The following is a 19,449-nucleotide window of genomic DNA, read 5'->3' as shown; positions in this document are numbered from 1 at the left end:
CAGGTCGATTGCGGTGACGATGGAGAGATCAGTGAGCGATGGGGTGGACGTGACCCAAGACACGCCGGGGCCTGATCCAATCGGGACGGGCTCCGGAGAGGTCGTGGCTCAACCCGTCCCGGAGAAGCCCGCGACCCCGACGAACCCGTCGAGGCACGCCAAGGTGCGGCCCGGAGACGCCATCTTCCGGGGCCTCTCCGAGGGTGCGGGCATCCTCATCATCGCCCTGATCGCCGCGATCGGCCTGTTCCTCGTCTGGCGGGCGGTGCCCGCTCTGGCCCGCAACGAGGTGAACTTCTTCACCTACGGCGGTAACTGGGTCACCACCGACACCGCCCACATGCAATTCGGCATCCTGGACCTGATCCAGGTCACGGTGTTCGTATCCCTGTTCGCGCTCGTCCTGGCGATGCCCGTCGCACTCGGTATTGCGATCTTCCTGACGCAGTACGCGCCGCGGCGGGTGGCCGGTCCGTTGGGCTACATGGTCGACCTGCTGGCCGCGGTGCCGTCGATCATCTACGGCGTGTGGGGCCTCTACGTACTGGCACCGGTTCTCAAGCCGATTGCCTTGTGGCTCAACGACAGCCTCGGCTGGATCTTCCTGTTCGCCACCGGCAACGCCTCGGTGGCCGGCGGCGGCACCATCTTCACAGCCGGAATCGTGCTGGCGGTGATGATTCTGCCGATCATCACCGCGGTCGCCCGCGAGGTATTCGTCCAGACCCCCAGCGGCCAGATCGAGGCGGCGCTGGCGCTGGGCGCGACCCGCTGGGAAGTGGTCCGGACGACGGTGTTGCCGTTCGGGCTGTCCGGCTACATCAGCGGGGCGATGCTCGGTCTTGGCCGCGCTCTGGGCGAGACGATCGCCCTGCTGATCATCCTGCGTGGCACGCAGAAGGCGTTCGGGTGGTCGCTGTTCGACGCCGGTTACACCTTCGCCAGCAAGATCGCTTCGGCCGCTTCGGAATTTAACGATCAGTACAAGGCCGGCGCCTATATTGCCGCCGGCCTGGTGCTGTTCATCCTGACCTTCGTGGTCAATTCGCTGGCCCGCGCCGCGGTAGCCGGAAGGGGAGCCCGATGACCTCGACATTGGATCGACCGGTCAAGGCACCCACATTCCAGGGTGTCAGTCTGCGCCGCAAGGTGTCCAACAACATTGCCACCGTGTTGGTCACGGCGTCGGTGGCCGTGGCGCTGGTGCCACTGTTGTGGGTGCTGTATTCGGTGGTCACCAAGGGCTTCAAGGTTGTCATCGACAGCGCGTGGTGGAGCCATTCGCAGGCGGGGATGACGGCCTTCATGGCCGGTGGCGGTGTCTACCACGCCTTGGTGGGCACGCTTCTGCAAGGGCTGGTGTGTGCGGTGATTTCGATCCCCATCGGCGTGTTCACCGGGATCTACCTGGTGGAGTACGGCGGGGGCACGAAATTGGGCAAGCTGACGACTTTCATGGTGGACATCCTCACCGGTGTTCCCTCGATCGTTGCCGCGTTGTTCATCTATGCGCTGTGGGTGGCCACGCTCGGCTTCCCGCGGTCGGGATTCGCGGTGTCGCTGGCCTTGGTGCTCCTGATGATCCCGGTCATCGTGCGCTCGACCGAAGAGATGCTGCGCATCGTCCCGATGGACCTGCGTGAGGCCAGCTACGCGCTTGGTGTTCCGAAGTGGAAAACCATTATGCGCATTGTCATTCCGACCGCTTTGTCGGGCATCGTGACCGGCATCATGTTGGCTCTGGCCCGCGTGATGGGTGAGACGGCGCCGCTGCTGATCCTGGTGGGTTACTCCCAGGCGATGAACTTCGATATGTTCGACGGATTCATGGGCTCGCTGCCCGGCATGATGTATGACCAGACATCGGCCGGCGCGGGTGCCAATCCCGTTCCCACCGACCGGCTCTGGGGCGCGGCGCTGACGCTGGTCCTGCTGATCGCCATTCTCAATATTGGTGCGCGCTTCGTCGCCAAATTCTTTGCCCCGAAAAAGGTTTAGGAGTACCTCGATGGCCAAGCGCCTGGATCTCAAAGACGTCAACATTTACTACGGTTCGTTCCACGCCGTCGCCGACGTGTCGATGTCGGTGCCGCCGCGCAGCGTGACCGCATTCATCGGGCCTTCGGGTTGCGGCAAGTCCACGGTGCTGCGCTGCCTCAACCGCATGCACGAGGTGATCCCGGGAGCTTATGTCGAGGGCTCGGTGCTGCTCGACGGTGAGGACATCTACGGCTCCGGCGTCGACCCGGTTGGCGTGCGAAAGACCATCGGGATGGTGTTCCAGCGGCCGAACCCGTTCCCCACCATGTCGATTCGCGACAATGTCGTCGCCGGCCTGAAGCTGCAGGGGGTGCGCAACCGCAAGGTTCTCGACGAGACCTGCGAACGCTCCCTCAAGGGTGCCAATCTGTGGAATGAGGTCAAGGACCGGTTGGACAGGCCGGGCGGCGGCCTGTCCGGCGGTCAGCAGCAGCGGTTGTGTATTGCACGCGCGATCGCCGTCCAGCCCGACGTCCTGCTGATGGACGAGCCGTGCTCGGCATTGGACCCGATTTCGACCCTGGCCATCGAGGATCTCATCGCCGAACTCAAGCAGGAGTTCACGATCGTGATCGTCACCCACAACATGCAGCAGGCTGCACGGGTGAGCGATCAGACGGCGTTCTTCAACCTGGAGGCCACCGGCAAACCAGGGAAGTTGGTCGAGATCGACGACACCGAGAAGATTTTCTCCAACCCCAGCCAGAAGGCTACCGAGGATTACATCTCCGGTCGGTTCGGCTAACCGCAGATGCTCTAAAGCCCGGTATCGCCAGCGATACCGGGCTTTAAAGCATTAGCGAGGTCCGGAGCTATCGAAAGCTCAGTAGGTCGGGATTTCCTCTTCTTCGGGCAGGCGCCCGGTCACCTGGAAGATCACCCGTCGAGAGATCTCCACCGCGTGGTCGGCGAACCGCTCGTAGAAGCGGCCCAGCAGCGTCACATCCACCGCGGCGGCGACGCCGTGCTTCCATTCCCGGTCCATCAGCACGGTGAACAGGTGCCGGTGCAGGTCGTCCATCGCATCGTCTTCTTCGCGGATGCGCCGGGCCTTGTCCGGGTCTCGGGAGAGCAGAACCTCGCGAGCGCTGTTGCCTAATTCGACTGCAACACGGCCCATTTCGGCGAAGTAGCCGTTGACTTCCTCGGGCAGTGCGTGCTGCGGGTGGCGTCGACGGGCGATCTTGGCGACGTGCAGCGCCAGCGCCCCCATCCGGTCGACGTCGGCGACGATCTGGATGGAGCTGACGATCGCTCGCAGGTCGCCGGCCACCGGCGCCTGCAGAGCCAGCAGCACAAAGGCGGCCTCCTCCGCGCGCGCACTGGCCGCCGAGATCTGCTCGTGGTCGCTGATGACCTGCTCGGCAAGTACGAGGTCGGCCTGCAGCAGCGCCTGTGTCGCTCGCTCCATCGCAACTCCGGCCATCCGGCACATTTCCGCCAGCTGGTTGGTCAGCGCGTCGAGCTGCTCGTGGTACGCGGTCCGCATGCGCTCCACCCTACTTTCTGCGAGCGAACAGGGTATGCCGCGATGGGGTGAACGAAAGGTGAATGAAAGCAAACAGTGGACGCCGACGGCGCGCTTACTCGCAGGTGACGTCGGCCGCGTTGGTGACCGTCAGATCCTCGGGCAGCTGCGTCGGGGTGCTGCTGGAGTTGTGGCTGACGTGAACGCTGACCGCCGATCCGCTGGGAGGCGGCGCGTTGACGACGCTGAAGTCCGGTCCCAGCACCACGTGCACGGCGTCGCCGAGGTCGTCGACCCGCTCCATCTGCGCAGCCGGGAACGCCGCCGCGACGGTCGCCGCGGCCTGTTCGTTGCCGGCCGAGAACATAACCGTCGTCGACCCGACCGTTCCGGAGTAGTCGTCGGGAGCCAGCACGTTGAACCCGTGTTCGCGCAATGCGGTGGCAGCGGTGGCGCCGAGCCCCTCCTGACCGGTGGAGTTCGACACCTGCACGGTGATGTCCTGCGGATCGGTGGTGACCGCGTTGACCAGTTCGGTGTGGGTATCGGCTGGCTGCTCGGCTGGGCTCGGGGGTGTGGCCTGAAGTGCGCGATTTGCCGCCGTCATCGGGCTTGTGGTGGCGTTGGTGTCGTTCTCGCCGGGGAGCGGGTCGTCGTTGATGATGGCGTCGAAGAGTGCCCGGATGTCCTCGGTACGAGGCTCCTCGTTGCCGTCGGAATCGGTGATCCCGGTGGTGGGAACGGTGACGAACGTGATCCGGCCGGCGTTGACGCCTTGGAGGGACTGCCCGAGGTCGACGAGGTCCTTGGTCTTGACGTTGTCGACGTAGGTGTCGTCGATGAACATGTTGACCACGTTGTTGAGCTTGCTGAGGCTGAACAGGGTGTCGTTGGAGATCATCGAGCGCAGCAACGAGGACAGGAACAGCTGCTGGCGCTTGATGCGGCCGTAGTCGCCGTTGAGCTCGGTGGTGACCTGGCGGGCGCGCACATAGTTCAGGGCGGTGTGCCCGTCGAGGGTCTGGCGGCCGGCGTTGGCCAGAACCGTGCCGAGCTCGTAGTCCTCCAGCGGCGTGGTGCTGCACACCTCGACCCCGCCGAGGGCGTCGACCATCTTGGAGAACCCGGCGAAGTCGACGGCCATGAACCGGTTGATCGACAGCCCCGACAACTTCTGGATGACCTTCACCAGACATTTCGGCCCACCGAAGGCATACGCCGAGTTCAGCTTGGTCTCGGTGTAGCGGTACTCGTCGCTCCACTCGCCGGTCTGCTTGTCATAGACCGGGCCGTACTTGCCGGTGTCGGAGTCCCAGGCCTGGCATTTCATCGGGGTGATGGCCAGGTCGCGGGGGAAGGACACCGCGACGACGCGTTTGCGGTCGGCCGGGACGTTGACCAGCATCACCGTGTCCGAACGCGCGCCCTCTGCGTCCGCGGTGGTGCCGGCTCCGATGTCGCCGTTGGCCCCGGACCGGGTATCAACGCCGATGATGAGGAAGTTCTCGTCGCCGAACTGAGCGTTGGGGTCGACGATGTCGCGCGAGTCAGGATCCAGCGCGGCCACGTTCCGCAGCTGGTCGTTCTTGGTGGACTGCCACTGCCAGGCACTGCCGGTCAATACGAGTGCCGAAACCGCGAACAGTGCCGCCGCAGACCGACCGGCCAGCAGGGCCGGCCCACGTGACCTGGACTTCTTGGCCGCGGCCTTGCCGATGGTGCGGTTCTTCGATGCCCGGCCGCGGCCGGCGCTGACGGGTTCTGGGTCGGGATCGGCGGCCAGGGGTAACCGCGGCCAGCTGACCGCTTCGAGGTCGGGCACTTCGTCGGCGTAGGCCGCGGTGACGACCGCGATGGGCTCGGTGAGGTCAGCCGAATTGTCCGGCGCTGACGGAACCTCGGCTCGGTGGCGCGCGGGCTCACCGGCGGGCGCTGCGCCGGATACCTTCGCGATGAGGTCTGCGACGGTGACACCTTCGGTGTGGTTGCCGGTCGGCGCGGTCGATTCGGCCGCCCGGTGTCCGGCCGCCGACGCGCGCTCCCACGGAGCCGCCATGGGGGCTGGCCGCGGGGTACGGGTGACCCGTTCCCCCGATGTGTCGGGGGCGCGTTGCTGGCCAGGGGCGGCGTTGTCGCCGTCACTCATGTTCCAGTCGCCTCCGACTCTGGTGAGGTCTTGCGCTTCGATGCGCCTGCACAATCGTGGTGCGGTTTCTCGGCGTCATTGCCGGATCGCCGATCACCGGCGTGCGAACCGTCCTATGTCTTCTAGCAGCAGTCGGTAGGACTCCGCCAGTCCAGCGGCCTACGACAAGATCACCATCGTACTGAGACAACGCGTGCTACCGCTAGCTCGCGCAGATGTCGAGACCGTCTCGGTTCAGCCACCCGAGCCCATGACCTCGGCGCCCTCCGGCACCGTGCAGTCATCCGGGTCATCGAGCCAGCCTTCGGGCAGTGTGACCGACGCCGCAGATCCCTGGCGTCCTCGCGGGCCGGTCGCAGCGGGCGGGAACGCTACGTCGGGATCGAGTGCGTCGAGCAGCGTGTCGAGTTCGGCCAGTGTCTTGACCAGAGCCAATGCGCGTCTGACGTCGGCGCCGGCGGGAAAGCCATGGAGATACCAGGCGACGTGCTTGCGGATGTCGCGCATGCCCTTGTCTTCGCCGAAGTGGTCGGCGAGCAGCCGCCCGTGGCGGCGGATGATGTCGGCGACTTCGCCCAGACGTGGGGGTGACGGGCTGGGGATGCCGTTGAACGCGGCGGACAGTTCGGCGAACAGCCAGGGGCGGCCGAGGCAGCCCCGGCCGATGACCACGCCGTCGCATCCGGTTGAGGCCATCATCGCCAGGGCGTCGTTCGCCTCGAAGATGTCGCCGTTGCCCAACACCGGGATCGTCGTCACGGTTTGTTTGAGCCTGGCGATCTGCTCCCAGTCGGCGGTTCCCGAATACCGTTGGGCCGCGGTCCGCGCGTGCAGGGCCACCGCGGCCGCACCTTCCTGCTCGGCGATCCGCCCAGCGTCGAGGTGGGTGTGATGGGCGTCGTCGATGCCGATCCGGAATTTCACCGTCACCGGGATCGACGTGCCCTGGGTGGCACGGACAGCGGCGGCCACGATCTGGCCGAACAGGCGCCGCTTGTACGGCAGGGCCGCCCCACCGCCGCGGCGGGTGACCTTGGGCACCGGACACCCAAAGTTCATGTCGATGTGGTCGGCGAGGTTCTCCTCGACGATCATCCGTGCGGCCGCGTAGGTGTTGGCCGGGTCCACGGTGTAGAGCTGCAGGGACCGCGGCGTTTCCTGCGGGCCGAACGTCGTCATGTGCATCGTCACGGGATGGCGTTCGACCAGTGCGCGGGCCGTCACCATCTCGCAGACGTAGAGACCGCTAACGGTGCCGACCTTGGCCTGTTCGAGCTCTCGGCACAGGGTGCGGAATGCGACGTTGGTCACGCCGGCCATGGGCGCCAAGACAACCGGGCTGCGGAGGGCGAAGGGCCCAATCCGCAGCCCGGTGGCAGCCGGTGAGGTGGGGACTATGTCGCCGCCCCGGCCAGTGCCTTGGCGCTGCGCTTCTCGGCCAGCCGGGCGTCACGCTCCAGCTTGCGGGCCTTCGCCTCCTCGAACTTGTCGCAGGTCTCTTCGAGTTCCTTGATCAGATTGGCGAGGTCGTCACGCATGCGGGCGGCTTCGCCGGTGAAGTCCTCACGCTCGAAGATGCGCCACTTCTTCAACACCGGCATCACGACGTCGTCGAGGTGGATGCGCGGGTCGTAGACGCCCCCCATGGCGATGATGACGGCCTTGCGCCGGAAGTCGGGAACCGTGTACCCGGGCATCTTGAAGTTGCGCAGCACACGGTGCAGCGAATGCATCGCCTGGTTCGGCGCGACCGCAAAACCGGCCTCACTGACATCGCGGTAGAAGATCATGTGCAGGTTCTCGTCGTTGGAGATCCTGGCCAGCAGCTGCTCGGCGACCGGGTCATTGCAGGCCTTGCCGGTGTTGCGATGCGACACCCGGGTGGCCAGCTCCTGGAAGCTGACGTACATGACGGAGTCGAACAGGCTCTCGGCGAACAGATCGCCCTGCTGGTTCTGGCCGGGGGAGAACCCGCGGGTCATCTGCTCCATCCGCAGCTCTTCGAGCTCGATCGGATCGCAGTTGCGGGTGACGACCAGGTAGTCGCGGATCGAGATGCCGTGGCGGTTCTCCTCCGCGGTCCACCGGTTGACCCAGTAACCCCACGGGCCGTCCATGGAGAAGTTCATCGCGATCTCACGGTGGTAGGCGGGCAGGTTGTCCTCGGTGAGGAGGTTCTGCACCAGTGCCGTGCGAGCGACTTCTGACAGCTTCGACTGCTCGGGATCCCAATCCTGGCCGCCGAGGGCGTAGAAGTTCTTGCCCTCCGACCACGGGATGTAATCGTGCGGGTTCCAGTCTTTCATCATCGTCATGTGGCGGTTGATGAGCTTCTCCGCCACCGGTTCCAGCTCACGCAGGAGATCGATGTCGGTCAGGTCTTTCGACATGAACCCTCCAGTTATCTGTTCCTAGTGGTTGCATGCAATATATCTGTGTATCCCGGTGACATTCAAGTTCTCCGCTGTGCATGTCGCTGCCGGAATCTGCCGTGGGTCAGCTCAGGCCTGGCAAATCGAAGGCGGCGACCTGCTCCACGCCAGTGAAGTGCCTGGCCAGGCCTGTCAGATGCCCGACAGATAGACCGACAGCCAGCATGCCGAACTGTTCATGCCGTGAGCCTGCACGCATCGATCCACTGGAGTACGATTTGCGCACTGGAGCCACCAGCATTTGGTACGCAAGTGCACAGGCAATGCACATGTCCGGAGGTCGTTGAGACGTGAAGAAGCATTTGGCCATTGGCATCGGCGCCGTTGGCGCCGCGGCTGCATCGTTCGCGATGTTCGGCTCGGGCGTTGCATCGGCGATCAATGAATACGCGGGTCAGACCTACGCGGATGCCTCGCAGGCCATCAGCCAGGCCGGCCAGTCAGCCACCATCGCCACCCGGGTGGGGAGTTTCTTGCCGACCGACCAGTGCATGGTTACCGGTTCGCGGACCGCGGACTTCCTGGATTCGAGCGGAACCAACGCCGGCGGGCGAGTGTTGCTGTACCTGAACTGCAACAACAGTTTCGCGGCGGCGGGTGTGCCGGGAAACAGCGTCGGTAGCCCGGAGGGCCGGCAGGCCTACTCCGACTACCAGGAGAAGCTCGCTGAGGCTCAGGCGGCGGCAGACCAGAGCTCGTCCTCCGAACTGACGCAGACCGGAAACGTGCCCGGTGAGGCCGGTCAGGTCGCCGGCGGATAGCTCGCCGCGCGGGTCAATAGCAGGTCGACGCAGTAGTCGATGAACTGCTCGCGGGAGGCTGTCAGTCGCCCGTCCAGATAGCTGGTGAACAGCGCCGTCAGGGCACCGATCAGTCCGGTCGCGACCATGTTTTGGATGGTCGGATCACTGATCGCGGTCAGTTTTTCCTGTACGAGTTCGATGAACGTCGGCATCCATTCGGCGCCGGAGTGAATCAGCACCGGTTCGACCTCGGGGGCCAGTAGCAGGACGCGTCCTCGCATCGGATCGTCGACCATGAGAGAAACGAACGTTTCCACCGCTTCGCGTGGGGTGTTTGCCGACATGAGTGCGGTCATCGCACGGTTGCACACATCGTCGTAGACGGCTCGAACGAATTGGTCGCGGTCGGAGAAGCTCTCGTAGAAGTATCGCTCCGTGAGATTGGCCTGGCGGCACACCGCCCGAACCGTCAGGGCCGGCCCGCCCTCGCCGCCGAGCAGGGTGACGCCCGCGGCAATCAACTGGTCGCGGCGCAGTGCCTGGCGGTCCGGCAGTGGAACGCCCGACCAGCGGCCCCGTCGTTGACCCGACGTCACATGACTCCTAAGCTCGTGGTGACAACGCGCGTAGTCAGTTTTCCGCGCCATTGGGGAAGGTCACCAATTGAGTCAAGATACGTCCGAGGCGGGCCCTGTCACCAGCGAGGCCGCCTCTGCGCCGGTTGGCTGCCCGGTGACGGCGGGTGCCTACGACGCCCCGCCCGAGGCGCTCGGCCCCGATTCGCTGACGTGGAAGTACTTCGGCGATTGGCGCGGCCTGCTGCAGGGACCGTGGGCCGGCTCGATGCAGAACATGCACCCCCAGCTCGGTGCCGCCGTCGAGGAGCACTCGATTTTCTTCCGTGAGCGGTTGCCGCGCCTGCTGCGCTCGCTGTACCCGATCGGCGGCGTGGTGTTCGACGGCGAGCGGGCGCCGGTGACGGGCGCAGAGGTGCGCGACTACCACATCCCGATCAAAGGTGTTGACTCCCAAGGTCGCCGCTACAGCGCGCTCAACCCCGATGTCTTCTACTGGGCGCATGCCACGTTCTTCATGGGTACCGTATTGACCGCGGAGCGTTTCGGCGACGGGCTCAGCGAAGCGCAGAAGCGCCAGCTTTTCGACGAGCACGTCACGTGGTATCGGATGTACGGGATGAGTATGCGGCCGGTGCCCAAGAGCTGGGAGGAGTTTCAGGCCTACTGGGATCACATGTGTCGCAATGTGCTGGAGAACAATTGGGCCACCCGGCAGGTGCTGGATCTGTCGACAATGCCCAAACATCCTTCACTGCAATGGATTCCGGATTCCGTCTGGTCGGCGCACCTGAAGCTGCTCGGCCCCTTCGCGGTGTGGGTGACGGTCGGTCTTTACGACGAGCCGGTACGCAGCCTGATGGGCTACACCTGGTCCAAGCATGACGAGCGGTTGCACTGGTTGTTCGGCCGGGCGGTCAACCTGGCGTTCAAGGTGGTGCCCAAGCGCCGCCGGATGCATCCCCGTGCCCGCGCGGGTTGGGATCGTGCCGCCGGGCGGATTCCGGCTGACGCGCCGTTGGTGCACACCCCGCTGCGCAATCTGCCTCCGGTGGACGAGCGCGGCAAAGGAATTCACTACCTTGGTGGCACGTGCCCGGCTGGGAGCTCGGCACCGCGCTAGGTGCGGTGCACAGCGATCAATTGTCCTGTGTGGCAGCGAAACCCCAACACATGACGGCGTAGGAGGCGGCGAACGCGATGTTGTCGACATCGTCGTCGGTTCCCCCGAGAGCTCGCACTTGCTCAGCGATGGCGTGACGAATCATGTCCGTGGATGTGAGCAAGGGCTGACTCATCGGTACTCCTGAGGCGCGAGTGAATCGGGACTCCACAGCTTCCCGATACGTTGATTGAGCATTACCCAACACCTCCTGTTTCCACACCCCAGTTGACCATGTCGTTATCGAAGATTTACTCGGCGCGCCGCAACACTGCCGGGATGGTCAATGCGAGGATCTTCAGGTCCAAGGCCAGTGACCAGTTCTCGATGTAGTAGTTGTCCCACTCGGCGCGGTCGGCGATTGAGGTCTGTCCGCGCAACCCGTGAACCTGGGCCCACCCCGTGACACCGGCCTTCACTCGGTGCCGTTCGCCGTAGCGCTTGATTTGGGCCTCGAACAACTCCACGAATTCGGGTCGCTCCGGCCGCGGACCGACCAGGCTCATCTCGCCCCGCACAACATTCACGAACTGCGGGATCTCGTCCAACGAGGTCGCCCGTAGGATCCTGCCGATCGTGGTGCGCCGGTCCACTCCTTCCACCCCGCCGGGCGCGGCCCCGGCCTTGAGCTGGAAGTCGGCATCGGACGCCAATGCCGCGCGCATAGTGCGGAACTTCAAGCAGTCGAAGACCTTGCCATCGCGACCCACCCGCGGCTGGCGGAAGAAGACCGGCCCCGGTGAACTCAGCTTGACGAGCAGTGCCAGGGTCAGGAACAACGGCGAAATGACCACCAGGACAAGGGCGGAAACGACCCGGTCGAAAATGTGTTTGACGCTGAACTGCCACCCGCGGGGATCGGTGTGTGGCAGTGCGAGCAGGGGGAGACCCCCCACGTGTTCCACCCGCATGCGTTCACCGATGACATCGAACATCCGGGGCACCACCCAGACTCGCAGGCCGTGTTGGTGGGCGGCCCGGACCACGGGGGTGAGTACCTCGTCCTGGGTCCGGGAGAAGGCGACCACAACCCCCTCGGCGCGGGTCTTCTCGATCGCCTCCTCGATGTTGTCGGGCGGCCCGAGATAGGGCAGTGCAGGGCGGGGGTCTCCGGGGTAGCCGAACCACGGCTCGGCGTCGACGATGCCGACCGGCGCCAAACCATATTCCGGGAAAGCCTCCAAGCGGTTGATGATCTGGCCGGCGACGCGGCCGTTGCCGACGATGAGGGTGGGTGCCACGAGGTGGTGACGCCGCCGCATGCTCCGTTGGACGGTCGCCCGTACGAGCCTGCCAATCGGCATGAGCACCGCGGCGCAGATCCAGATCTTGAATACCACGGCGCCGGGCTGCCAGGGGACGTCCCGAGCCAGCATGGCGCTGAGCAGGAACATGCTCGCCAGCGCGACGGTTGATTCGATCGGCCCGATCTCGTCGAGGAACTTGCGGTTGAGCTTGCGGTGGTAGACCGACCGCAGGGCCAGCATCACGACCACCACCGGCACGAAGACGATGGACATCCAGATCGGCGGGATGACTTTGTCCGTCTGCAGCGCCCACCACGCGCCAAGTGCAGTGGCGACCGATGCCGACAACACGTCGATGGACACGGTGATGATGGTGCTCAGCGGGTCGGTTCGGGCACGCTCAGCAAAGGTTTTGTTATGCCACGACGGCTTCGGATTGCCGCTTGGAGCCGTCGGCGCATTCTCGACGTGAAGCATCCGTATCGCCACGTCAGCTCACTTCACCCAGAGGAACACACGCGGGACGCTACCCGATTTTCTAATCAGCGTTGTCGTCAATAAGCGGAAGTGTCGAATATGGGCGAAGAGTCACACCCTCTGGGGCATGTAACCGGGCCGACAGTGTCACGCGGGTCCCGACAACAGGCGTTTTCGAGCGACGTCAGCGAGGTCGTTGAGGATCTGCACCTGTCCGCTCGACCAGTGTCGCCCGCGGGTGTCCCAAGTGCTCAGGGTGCCCACGACAAACCCTTGGTCATCCTGAAGTGGGACCCCGGCGTAGGCCAATACCGATCGGTCCCGGACGGCCGGGTGGTCCTTGAGCAGCGGGTGCGCCCGGGTGTCGTCGACGATGAGCGGCACGCGGCCGGCCACCGTGTACTTGCAGATGGACATCTCCAGGGAACAGACGCGGGGGAATTCCCCTTCGACGGCGTTGCAGCCGGCCAGAACCTGGCGGTCCGGATAGATGAGGGAGACCGCAGCCACTCGGGTGCCCAGCGCCTCAGTGGTCAGCGCGGCCACGCGGTCGAGCGTGGAACTGTGAACCTCGTCGTAGGAGCTGATGCGCTTGAGAGCGTCGAGGCGGTCGGGGTCGCTCAGCGCGTCGGCCACGATGGAATCGACCGCACCGTGCTCGCCGGACAGCTGGTCGACCACCGCCCGCACGGTCTGGTCGTGCTCGACCCCGACCAGGCGCGCGATCACGTGGCGACCGGTGGTGCGGTCGACGCCCCGACGGGGGGCCTGGGCTGGGTCTCGCGATGGCTGACCCGCAGGGTCGTTCACGTCGTTCACGATATGCCACCCCCCGTGGTGGCGGGTTTCCACGACGTCCGCGTCCTGCGAACGTCTCGTCTGACCCGCGTTACGTGCCCCCAGTAGGACTCGAACCTACGACCTGCGGATTAAAAGTCCGTAGCTCTACCAACTGAGCTATAGGGGCGCGACGCACAGAATACTGCCTCGGTGTCGAACGCTGGTTTTGGGATTGGGGCCGCTGTGTCCTAAGCTAACGTCGCTCCAACGTTGACTCGTTGCGAGTACCCCGAAGAGATTCGGCCGGGCCCCCATCGTCTAGTGGCCTAGGACGCCGCCCTTTCACGGCGGTAGCACGGGTTCGAATCCCGTTGGGGGTACGCAGTACAAGCAGTAAAGCAAGGCCCTGTGGCGCAGTTGGTTAGCGCGCCGCCCTGTCACGGCGGAGGTCGCGGGTTCGAGTCCCGTCAGGGTCGCAGTATTGCGGCGAAAGGTTCGCTCGGTCGAAAGACCGGCGCCTTCCGGCCAGGTAGCTCAGTTGGTACGAGCGTCCGCCTGAAAAGCGGAAGGTCGCCGGTTCGATCCCGGCCCTGGCCACCATTGGTTACCTGCATCGACACGGGTCTTGCACTCGGTTGTCAGTGTGACTCCTGCGGGACAAGGGATTTACCCGAGCGGGGCGAATATGCCCATGTCAGCACGCATGCAGGCTGAGCGAGGTTCGCGCGTGTTCGCGGTATTACCGTTTTCCGTTGCCAACGGAACTGGCTCTTAACACGGCGTCGCTGACCGCACTCGGCTGCAACGGGAGGCTCAGTGCTCAGCCAAGTGGACCGGCACGCGAATCCACCCTGCACGCCTGCCGGCCGGTCCCCGGCCCCTCGGCCACCGATCCAGTGGGACATTCCCTGGTCGGGCGGGGCTGGCCGCCGATACGCTGCACGCCAGCGAAGCCAACCCGGCGGGTCCGCCGTGTGCTTCGTCACCCGCAATGCACCGCAGACCGAAGGCGACCGACACCCATGAGCGCTGTCACCGCGATCCCGCGCCACCCCGCCGACGTCACCGCCGCGTGGCTCACCGAGGTTCTGCGCCGGTCGGGCAACGCCGTCGAGGTGCAGACCGTCGAGGTCGCCCCGGTCGGCACCGGCCAGACCGGCGCCACGTTCCGGGTCAACGCCGGCTACGCGAAGAACCCGATCGGCCTGCCCGCCAGCTTCATCCTGAAGCTGCCCGCCGCCGACGACGCGGTCCGCGACCGGGTGATGCTCGGCTATCGCAGCGAGTGCGCGTTCTACAAGTCCGTGGCCGACGTGGTCACGATCCCGATCCCGCAGTGCTACCACTGCGACATCGATGGCGACGGCGCCAACTATGCGCTGCTGCTGGCCGACCAGACACCGGCGGTCCAGGGCGACCAGATCGCCGGCTGCGGTGTGGCCGAGGCCCGGCTCGCTGTTCGCGCGCTCGCCGGGTTGCATGGACCCACCTGGTGCGACCCGCGCTGGCAGAGCTTCGAGGGCCTGGTCATGTCGATCACCGGTGCGGACGCCATCCGGGGCTTCGGCGACATCGCGAAGATGGCGGCCGGTATCACCGTCGACAAGCTCGGCGCCAAACTGAGCGGCGAGGACGCCGAGACGCTGGTGGCGGCAATGGATCTGGTGACTGCGTGGTTGCTGTCGGCACCGGACCGGTTCGCCCTGCTGCACGGTGACTACCGGCTGGACAATCTGCTCTTCGACGGCGAACGGGTCAGCGTCGTCGACTGGCAGACCCTCGGCATCGGTGTCGCGGCCCGAGACCTGGCCTACTTCATCGGGACCAGCCTCGAACCGGAGGTGCGGGCCGGGGTGGAGCAGGAACTGGTCTCCGACTACCACCGGGCGCTGCTGGCCGCCGGCGTCTCGGACTTCGACCTGGCGACCTGCTGGCACGACTACCGGCTGGGCATGATGCAGGTCCCGTTGATCTCCGCGCTGGGGTGCGCGTTCTCGGTGGAGACCGACCGCGGCGACGACATGATGGCCGCGATGCTGCGCCGAGGCTGCCAAGCGATCCGCGATCTCGGTACCCTCGGGCTGATCGAAGGCACCGAGAGCACCGATAGTTAGGAGTACCGGTGGCACACTCCCTGCCGCGCACGGCGATCATCGGTGCGGGCATCAGCGGACTCACGTCGGGCAAGATGCTCAAGGACTACGGCGTGCCGTACACCACATTCGAGCTCTCCGACCGCATCGGCGGCAACTGGGCCTTCGGCAATCCCAACGGCCTCAGCAGCGCCTACCGTTCCCTGCACATCGACACCTCCAAAGAGCGGTTGTCGTTCAAGGACTTTCCGATCCCGGCGCACTTTCCGTCGTTCCCGCACCACAGCGACATCAAGGCCTATCTGGACTCCTATGCGGAGGCCTTTGGGCTGCTGGGCAACATCGAGTTCAACAACGGTGTGCAGCACGCGGCGCTGGATTCCGACGGACGGTGGCAGATCACCGACCAGCGTGGTGACACCCGCGAATTCGACCTGCTGGTCGTTGGCAACGGCCACCACTGGGACGCCCGGTACCCGAACTTCCCGGGCGAGTTCACCGGCGAGACGATCCATTCCCACCACTACGTCGACCCGCAGACCCCGCTGAACCTGACCGGCAAGCGGATCCTCGTCGTCGGCATCGGCAACAGCGCCGCTGACATCACCGTCGAGTTGTCCTCCAAGACCCTGCAGAACACCGTGACGCTCTCGACCCGGTCGAGCGCATGGATCGTGCCGAAGTACATCGCGGGCCGCCCCGCCGACAGCATCGCGCGCACGTCGCCCTACCTCCCGCTGTCGTGGCAGCGCAAGCTTCAGCAACTGCTCGCCCCGGCCCTGGGTCTCGACCCGCGGCTCTATGGCCTGCCGGCACCCAATCACAAACTGTTCGAAGCACATCCGACCCAGTCGGTGGAGCTGCCGCTGCGGCTGGGGTCCGGCGACGTGATCCCCAAACCGAACATCGCCCGCCTCGACGGCAACACCGTCCACTTTGAGGATGGCAGCAGCGCGGTGTTCGACGCGATCGTCTACGCCACCGGCTACAACATCACCTTCCCGTTCTTCGACCCCGAGTTCATCAGTGCGCCCGGCAACGACATCCGGCTCTACAAACGAATGTTCGCCCCCGGCATCGACAACCTCGTGTTCATCGGCTTCGCCCAGGCGGTGCCCACGTTGTTCCCGTTCATCGAATGCCAGGCGAAGCTGATGGCCGCCTACGCCGTCGGCCGCTACGCCCTGCCGCCGGTCGTGGAGATGGAGCGCGTGATCGACGCCGACCAGCAGACGTACGTCGGGCACTGTGTGGACCGGCCGCGCCACACCCAGCAGGTCGACTACTTCCACTACGAGCACGACATCCGCACCCGGGAGTTCCCGGCCGGTGTCAAACGTGCTGAACTGCGCAGACGCCGGAGCCTGGTCGGATGAGTCGCCGCGACATCACCTTCGACTCCGACGGAACCTCTTGCAGCGGATGGCATTTCCCCGCCGACCGCGATGTGCTCACCGGGCCGGCTGGCCGGCCGGTTCTGGTGATGGGTCATGGTTTCGGTGGCACCAAGGACTCCGGTCTCGCGCCGTTCGCCGAGCGGATCAGCGCCGCCGGGCTCGACGTCCTGGCCTTCGACTACCGAGGCTTCGGCGCGTCGGACGGCCAGCCCCGGCAGACGGTGTCCGTCGCCGGACAGATCCGGGACTTCGAGGCGGCGGTCGCAGCCGCCAAGAAGCTGCCCGGGGTCGATCCGGCCCGGATCGCGCTGTGGGGCTCGTCGATGTCGGGCGGCCACGTGTTGCACGTCGCCGCCGAGCGCGACGACATCGCCGCTGTCATCGCGATGACACCGCTCACCAGCGGTGCCGCCGCCAGCCGTGCCGCGATAGCGCACGGCGATGTCGCGTCGGCGCTGAAGTTGACGGCGGTGGGGCTCAAGAGTCGTGCCGCCGCGGTGCGTGGTCGCCGGCCGACGATGATGCCGCTGGTCGCCCGTCCGGGGCAACCCGGTGCACTCGCGCTCGACGGCGCCTACGAGAGCTACACCGCTCTGGCGGGTCCGACGTGGCGCAACGAGGTCGACTCGGCGGTGGGGCTGCAGATCGCGGGCATTCGAACGGCCCAGTCGGCCAAGAAGTTACGCTGCCCGGTGCTGTTCCAGATCGCCGACTTCGACCGGTTCGTGCCGGCCGACTCGGCGGCCAGGACGGCGGTGTTGGCCAGGGCGCAGGTGCACCACTATCCGTGCGATCACTTCGACGTCTGGCCCGGTCACGATTGGTTCGACAAGGCCGCCGGCGACCAGGTGGCCTTCCTGGCGCGCACGCTCAGTCGTGCAGCTTCTTCTGCGCTTCCTTGACCAGACCGCCGCCGACGATCAGCCGCTGGATCTCGCTGGTGCCCTCGTAGAGGCGCAGCAGCCGCACCTCGCGGTAGATGCGCTCGACGGGCACGCCGCGCATGTAGCCGGCGCCGCCGTGGACCTGCACGGCGAGGTCGGCCACCTTTCCCGCCATCTCGGTGCAGAACAGCTTGGCCACCGACGGCGCGATCCTGCGGTCCTCGTCGTGCAGCCACTTCTGCGCTGCGTCGCGGACCAGCGCGCGACCGGCCATCACCCCGGTCTGCTGATCGGCCAGCATCGCCTGCACCAGTTGGAAATTGCCGATCGGGGTGCCACCCTGCGTGGCGGTCGCGGCATAGGCCACCGACTCGTCCAGTGCGCGTTGGGCGGCGCCGACGGCAAGTGCCGCGATGTGAATGCGTCCGCGCGCCAGCGAGGTCATCGCCGCGCGGTATCCGTGGTCCTCGCTGCCGCCAATCAGCGCGTCGTAGCCGACCCGGACGTCGGTGAAGGTCACATCCGCGGTCCAGGCGCCCTCCTGGCCCATCTTGGCGTCTTTGGCCCCGACCTCGACCCCGGGAGTGCCAGCCGGCACCAGGAACACCGCGATACCGGCGCCCTTGTCGTCGGCGGGCCGGGTGCGGGCGAACACGATGAACAGATCAGCCACCGGCGCGTTGGTGATGTACTGCTTGCTGCCGTTGATCACCCAATTGCCGCCGTCGCGAACGGCTTTCGTCTTGAGACCCGACGGGTTGGAGCCCGCGCCGGGCTCGGTCAGCGCGAAGGAGGCGACGACCTCGCCGGTGGCGATCGGCTCCAGCCACCGGGTGCGTTGCTCGTCGGTGCCGAAGCCGACGAGCACCTGACCGGCGATGCCGTTGTTGGTGCCGAACATCGAGCGCAGCGCCAGACTCGTGTAGCCGAGTTCCATGGCGAGTTCGACGTCTTGCGCGATGTTCAGGCCGAGACCGCCCCACTGCGGCGGGATCGCGTAGCCGAACAGCCCCATCTCCTTGGCCTGGTCACGCAGATCGTCGGGAACCTTGTCCTCGGCGAGGATCTGCGCCTCCCTGGGCACGACGGCCGTGCGCACGAACTGGCGGGTCTGGGCGAGGATCTCGCGGAAGTCGTCGTCGCTGACGTCGGCCATCAGAGCTCCTTCGGGGTGGGGGCACTGGTCGGGGAGCGATCATATATGAAATATGATGTGCCCCGATCGGGGGTCCGTCGAAGGGAACAGGAGATCAGATGTTGTTGCTGGCCGGCCGGACCGCAGTCATCACCGGTGGAGCGCAGGGACTGGGGTTCGCGATCGCCGAACAGTTTGTGGCCGAAGGTGCGCGCGTCGTGCTCGGTGACCTCAACATCGAGGCCACCCTGGCCGCCGCCGATACGCTCGGCGGCCCCGATATTGCCCGGGCGGTGCGCTGTGACGTCACCGCCTACGCCGACGTCGAGGCGTTGGTCGATGCCGCGGTCGACGGGTTCGGGGGCTTCGACATCATGGTGAACAACGCCGGTATCACCCGCGACGCCACCCTGCGCAAGATGACCGAAGAGGATTTCGATCAGGTGATCTCGGTCCACCTGAAGGGCACCTGGAATGGGCTGAAGAAGGCCGCGTCGATCATGCGGGAGCAGCGCAGCGGCGCGATCGTCAACATGTCATCGATCTCGGGCAAGGTCGGCATGATCGGGCAGACCAACTACTCGGCGGCCAAGGCCGGGATTGTCGGTATGACCAAGGCCGCCGCCAAGGAGCTCGCCCACCTCGGTGTGCGGGTCAACGCCATCCAGCCCGGCCTGATCCGCTCGGCCATGACCGAGGCTATGCCGCAACGCATTTGGGACTCCAAGGTGGCCGAGGTGCCGATGGGGCGCGCCGGTGAGCCCGCCGAGGTCGCCAAGGTGGCGCTGTTCCTGGCCTCCGACCTTTCGTCGTACATGACCGGAACGGTCCTCGAGGTCACCGGCGGACGGCACCTGTGACCGCGCGCCG

18 protein-coding genes and 4 tRNA genes are annotated in these 19,449 nt (G+C 65.8%); 12 read left to right on the top strand and 10 right to left on the bottom strand.

The features are described 5' to 3' along the window. The first annotated feature begins 19 nt into the window (after positions 1-19). Genes pstC through pstB form a run of 3 tightly spaced genes read left to right on the top strand, consistent with a single transcriptional unit; the run spans position 20 to position 2,785 of the window. Positions 20-1,087: a phosphate ABC transporter permease subunit PstC gene (gene pstC / locus ADBZ9K_RS18885; RefSeq protein WP_526623149.1), complete on the top strand. Its 1,068-nt coding sequence runs from the start codon at positions 20-22 to the stop codon at positions 1,085-1,087. Further along, positions 1,084-1,998, top strand: a complete 915-nt coding sequence (pstA, locus tag ADBZ9K_RS18880) for a phosphate ABC transporter permease PstA (protein ID WP_526623147.1) — start codon at positions 1,084-1,086, stop codon at positions 1,996-1,998. Before pstC ends, pstA begins: the two co-directional genes overlap by 4 nt. Positions 1,999-2,008: 10 nt before the next feature. Continuing rightward, positions 2,009-2,785: a phosphate ABC transporter ATP-binding protein PstB gene (pstB, locus tag ADBZ9K_RS18875; RefSeq protein ID WP_526623145.1), complete on the top strand. Its 777-nt coding sequence runs from the start codon at positions 2,009-2,011 to the stop codon at positions 2,783-2,785. Between the two features lie 78 nt (positions 2,786-2,863). Here pstB and phoU read toward each other — a convergent pair whose 3' ends face one another. The 4 genes from phoU to ADBZ9K_RS18855 form a co-directional block, all read right to left on the bottom strand. Further along, positions 2,864-3,529, bottom strand: coding sequence for a phosphate signaling complex protein PhoU (phoU, locus tag ADBZ9K_RS18870; RefSeq protein WP_526623143.1), 666 nt, complete (start codon positions 3,527-3,529; stop codon positions 2,864-2,866). A 94-nt stretch (positions 3,530-3,623) separates the two neighbouring features. After that, positions 3,624-5,654 (bottom strand): LCP family protein, encoded by a 2,031-nt coding sequence (locus ADBZ9K_RS18865; protein ID WP_526623142.1) that lies wholly within the window; start codon positions 5,652-5,654, stop codon positions 3,624-3,626. A 234-nt stretch (positions 5,655-5,888) separates the two neighbouring features. Continuing rightward, a complete protein-coding gene (gene dusB / locus ADBZ9K_RS18860) occupies positions 5,889-7,052 on the bottom strand; it encodes a tRNA dihydrouridine synthase DusB (protein WP_526624231.1) in 1,164 nt (387 codons plus the stop codon). Then, on the bottom strand, positions 7,049-8,044 hold the full coding sequence (locus tag ADBZ9K_RS18855; protein ID WP_526623140.1) for an acyl-ACP desaturase: 996 nt from the start codon (positions 8,042-8,044) through the stop codon (positions 7,049-7,051). The genes dusB and ADBZ9K_RS18855 overlap by 4 nt, the downstream gene beginning before the upstream one ends. Before the next feature lie 332 nt (positions 8,045-8,376). On the opposite strand from ADBZ9K_RS18855, the gene ADBZ9K_RS18850 reads away from it, so the two are divergent. Further along, positions 8,377-8,847 (top strand): hypothetical protein, encoded by a 471-nt coding sequence (locus tag ADBZ9K_RS18850; RefSeq protein ID WP_526623138.1) that lies wholly within the window; start codon positions 8,377-8,379, stop codon positions 8,845-8,847. Here the strand turns inward: ADBZ9K_RS18850 and ADBZ9K_RS18845 are convergent. After that, a complete protein-coding gene (locus ADBZ9K_RS18845; RefSeq protein WP_526623137.1) occupies positions 8,829-9,425 on the bottom strand; it encodes a TetR/AcrR family transcriptional regulator in 597 nt (198 codons plus the stop codon). The two genes, ADBZ9K_RS18850 and ADBZ9K_RS18845, sit on opposite strands and share 19 nt — an antisense overlap. A gap of 67 nt (positions 9,426-9,492) precedes the next feature. Here ADBZ9K_RS18845 and ADBZ9K_RS18840 point away from each other — a divergent pair, with 67 nt between their 5' ends. Next, positions 9,493-10,527 carry an oxygenase MpaB family protein gene (locus ADBZ9K_RS18840; protein ID WP_526623135.1) on the top strand — a complete coding sequence of 345 codons (1,035 nt, stop codon included), beginning with the start codon at positions 9,493-9,495 and terminating at the stop codon, positions 10,525-10,527. A 16-nt stretch (positions 10,528-10,543) separates the two neighbouring features. Here ADBZ9K_RS18840 and ADBZ9K_RS18835 read toward each other — a convergent pair whose 3' ends face one another. The 4 genes from ADBZ9K_RS18835 to ADBZ9K_RS18820 all read right to left on the bottom strand — a co-directional run bounded on the left by ADBZ9K_RS18835 (position 10,544) and on the right by ADBZ9K_RS18820 (position 13,257). Beyond that, a complete protein-coding gene (locus tag ADBZ9K_RS18835) occupies positions 10,544-10,702 on the bottom strand; it encodes a hypothetical protein (protein ID WP_526623133.1) in 159 nt (52 codons plus the stop codon). Between the two features lie 115 nt (positions 10,703-10,817). Next, positions 10,818-12,290 (bottom strand): sugar transferase, encoded by a 1,473-nt coding sequence (locus ADBZ9K_RS18830; RefSeq protein ID WP_526624229.1) that lies wholly within the window; start codon positions 12,288-12,290, stop codon positions 10,818-10,820. Between the two features lie 147 nt (positions 12,291-12,437). Beyond that, positions 12,438-13,100, bottom strand: coding sequence for a GAF domain-containing protein (locus tag ADBZ9K_RS18825; RefSeq protein ID WP_526623131.1), 663 nt, complete (start codon positions 13,098-13,100; stop codon positions 12,438-12,440). A gap of 84 nt (positions 13,101-13,184) precedes the next feature. Then, a tRNA-Lys gene (locus tag ADBZ9K_RS18820) sits at positions 13,185-13,257 on the bottom strand. 120 nt (positions 13,258-13,377) lie between these two features. Here ADBZ9K_RS18820 and ADBZ9K_RS18815 point away from each other — a divergent pair. From ADBZ9K_RS18815 to ADBZ9K_RS18790, 6 genes are all read left to right on the top strand, one after another. Next, positions 13,378-13,450 (top strand) — tRNA-Glu (locus tag ADBZ9K_RS18815). Positions 13,451-13,472: 22 nt separating this feature from the next. Beyond that, positions 13,473-13,546, top strand: a tRNA-Asp gene (locus ADBZ9K_RS18810). 47 nt (positions 13,547-13,593) lie between these two features. Then, positions 13,594-13,670: transfer RNA gene (locus ADBZ9K_RS18805), tRNA-Phe, on the top strand. Positions 13,671-14,092: 422 nt separating this feature from the next. Further along, positions 14,093-15,184, top strand: a complete 1,092-nt coding sequence (locus ADBZ9K_RS18800) for a phosphotransferase family protein (RefSeq protein ID WP_526623129.1) — start codon at positions 14,093-14,095, stop codon at positions 15,182-15,184. Positions 15,185-15,192: 8 nt separating this feature from the next. Next, complete coding sequence (locus ADBZ9K_RS18795) at positions 15,193-16,539, top strand: flavin-containing monooxygenase (RefSeq protein ID WP_526623127.1); 1,347 nt, start codon at positions 15,193-15,195, stop codon at positions 16,537-16,539. Next, positions 16,536-17,462, top strand: coding sequence for an alpha/beta hydrolase (locus tag ADBZ9K_RS18790; RefSeq protein WP_526623126.1), 927 nt, complete (start codon positions 16,536-16,538; stop codon positions 17,460-17,462). Before ADBZ9K_RS18795 ends, ADBZ9K_RS18790 begins: the two co-directional genes overlap by 4 nt. Here ADBZ9K_RS18790 and ADBZ9K_RS18785 read toward each other — a convergent pair. Further along, positions 17,431-18,600 carry an acyl-CoA dehydrogenase family protein gene (locus ADBZ9K_RS18785; protein WP_526623125.1) on the bottom strand — a complete coding sequence of 390 codons (1,170 nt, stop codon included), beginning with the start codon at positions 18,598-18,600 and terminating at the stop codon, positions 17,431-17,433. The two genes, ADBZ9K_RS18790 and ADBZ9K_RS18785, sit on opposite strands and share 32 nt — an antisense overlap. Positions 18,601-18,698: 98 nt before the next feature. On the opposite strand from ADBZ9K_RS18785, the gene fabG reads away from it, so the two are divergent. Beyond that, positions 18,699-19,439: a 3-oxoacyl-ACP reductase FabG gene (gene fabG / locus ADBZ9K_RS18780; protein ID WP_526623123.1), complete on the top strand. Its 741-nt coding sequence runs from the start codon at positions 18,699-18,701 to the stop codon at positions 19,437-19,439. Positions 19,440-19,449 lie beyond the last annotated feature (10 nt).

This window comes from Mycobacterium sp. (assembly GCF_965229265.1).
Lineage (GTDB): Bacteria > Actinomycetota > Actinomycetes > Mycobacteriales > Mycobacteriaceae > Mycobacterium.
The sequence above is the reverse complement of the archived record's forward strand: the minus strand, read 5'-3'. Positions and strand labels throughout refer to the sequence as shown.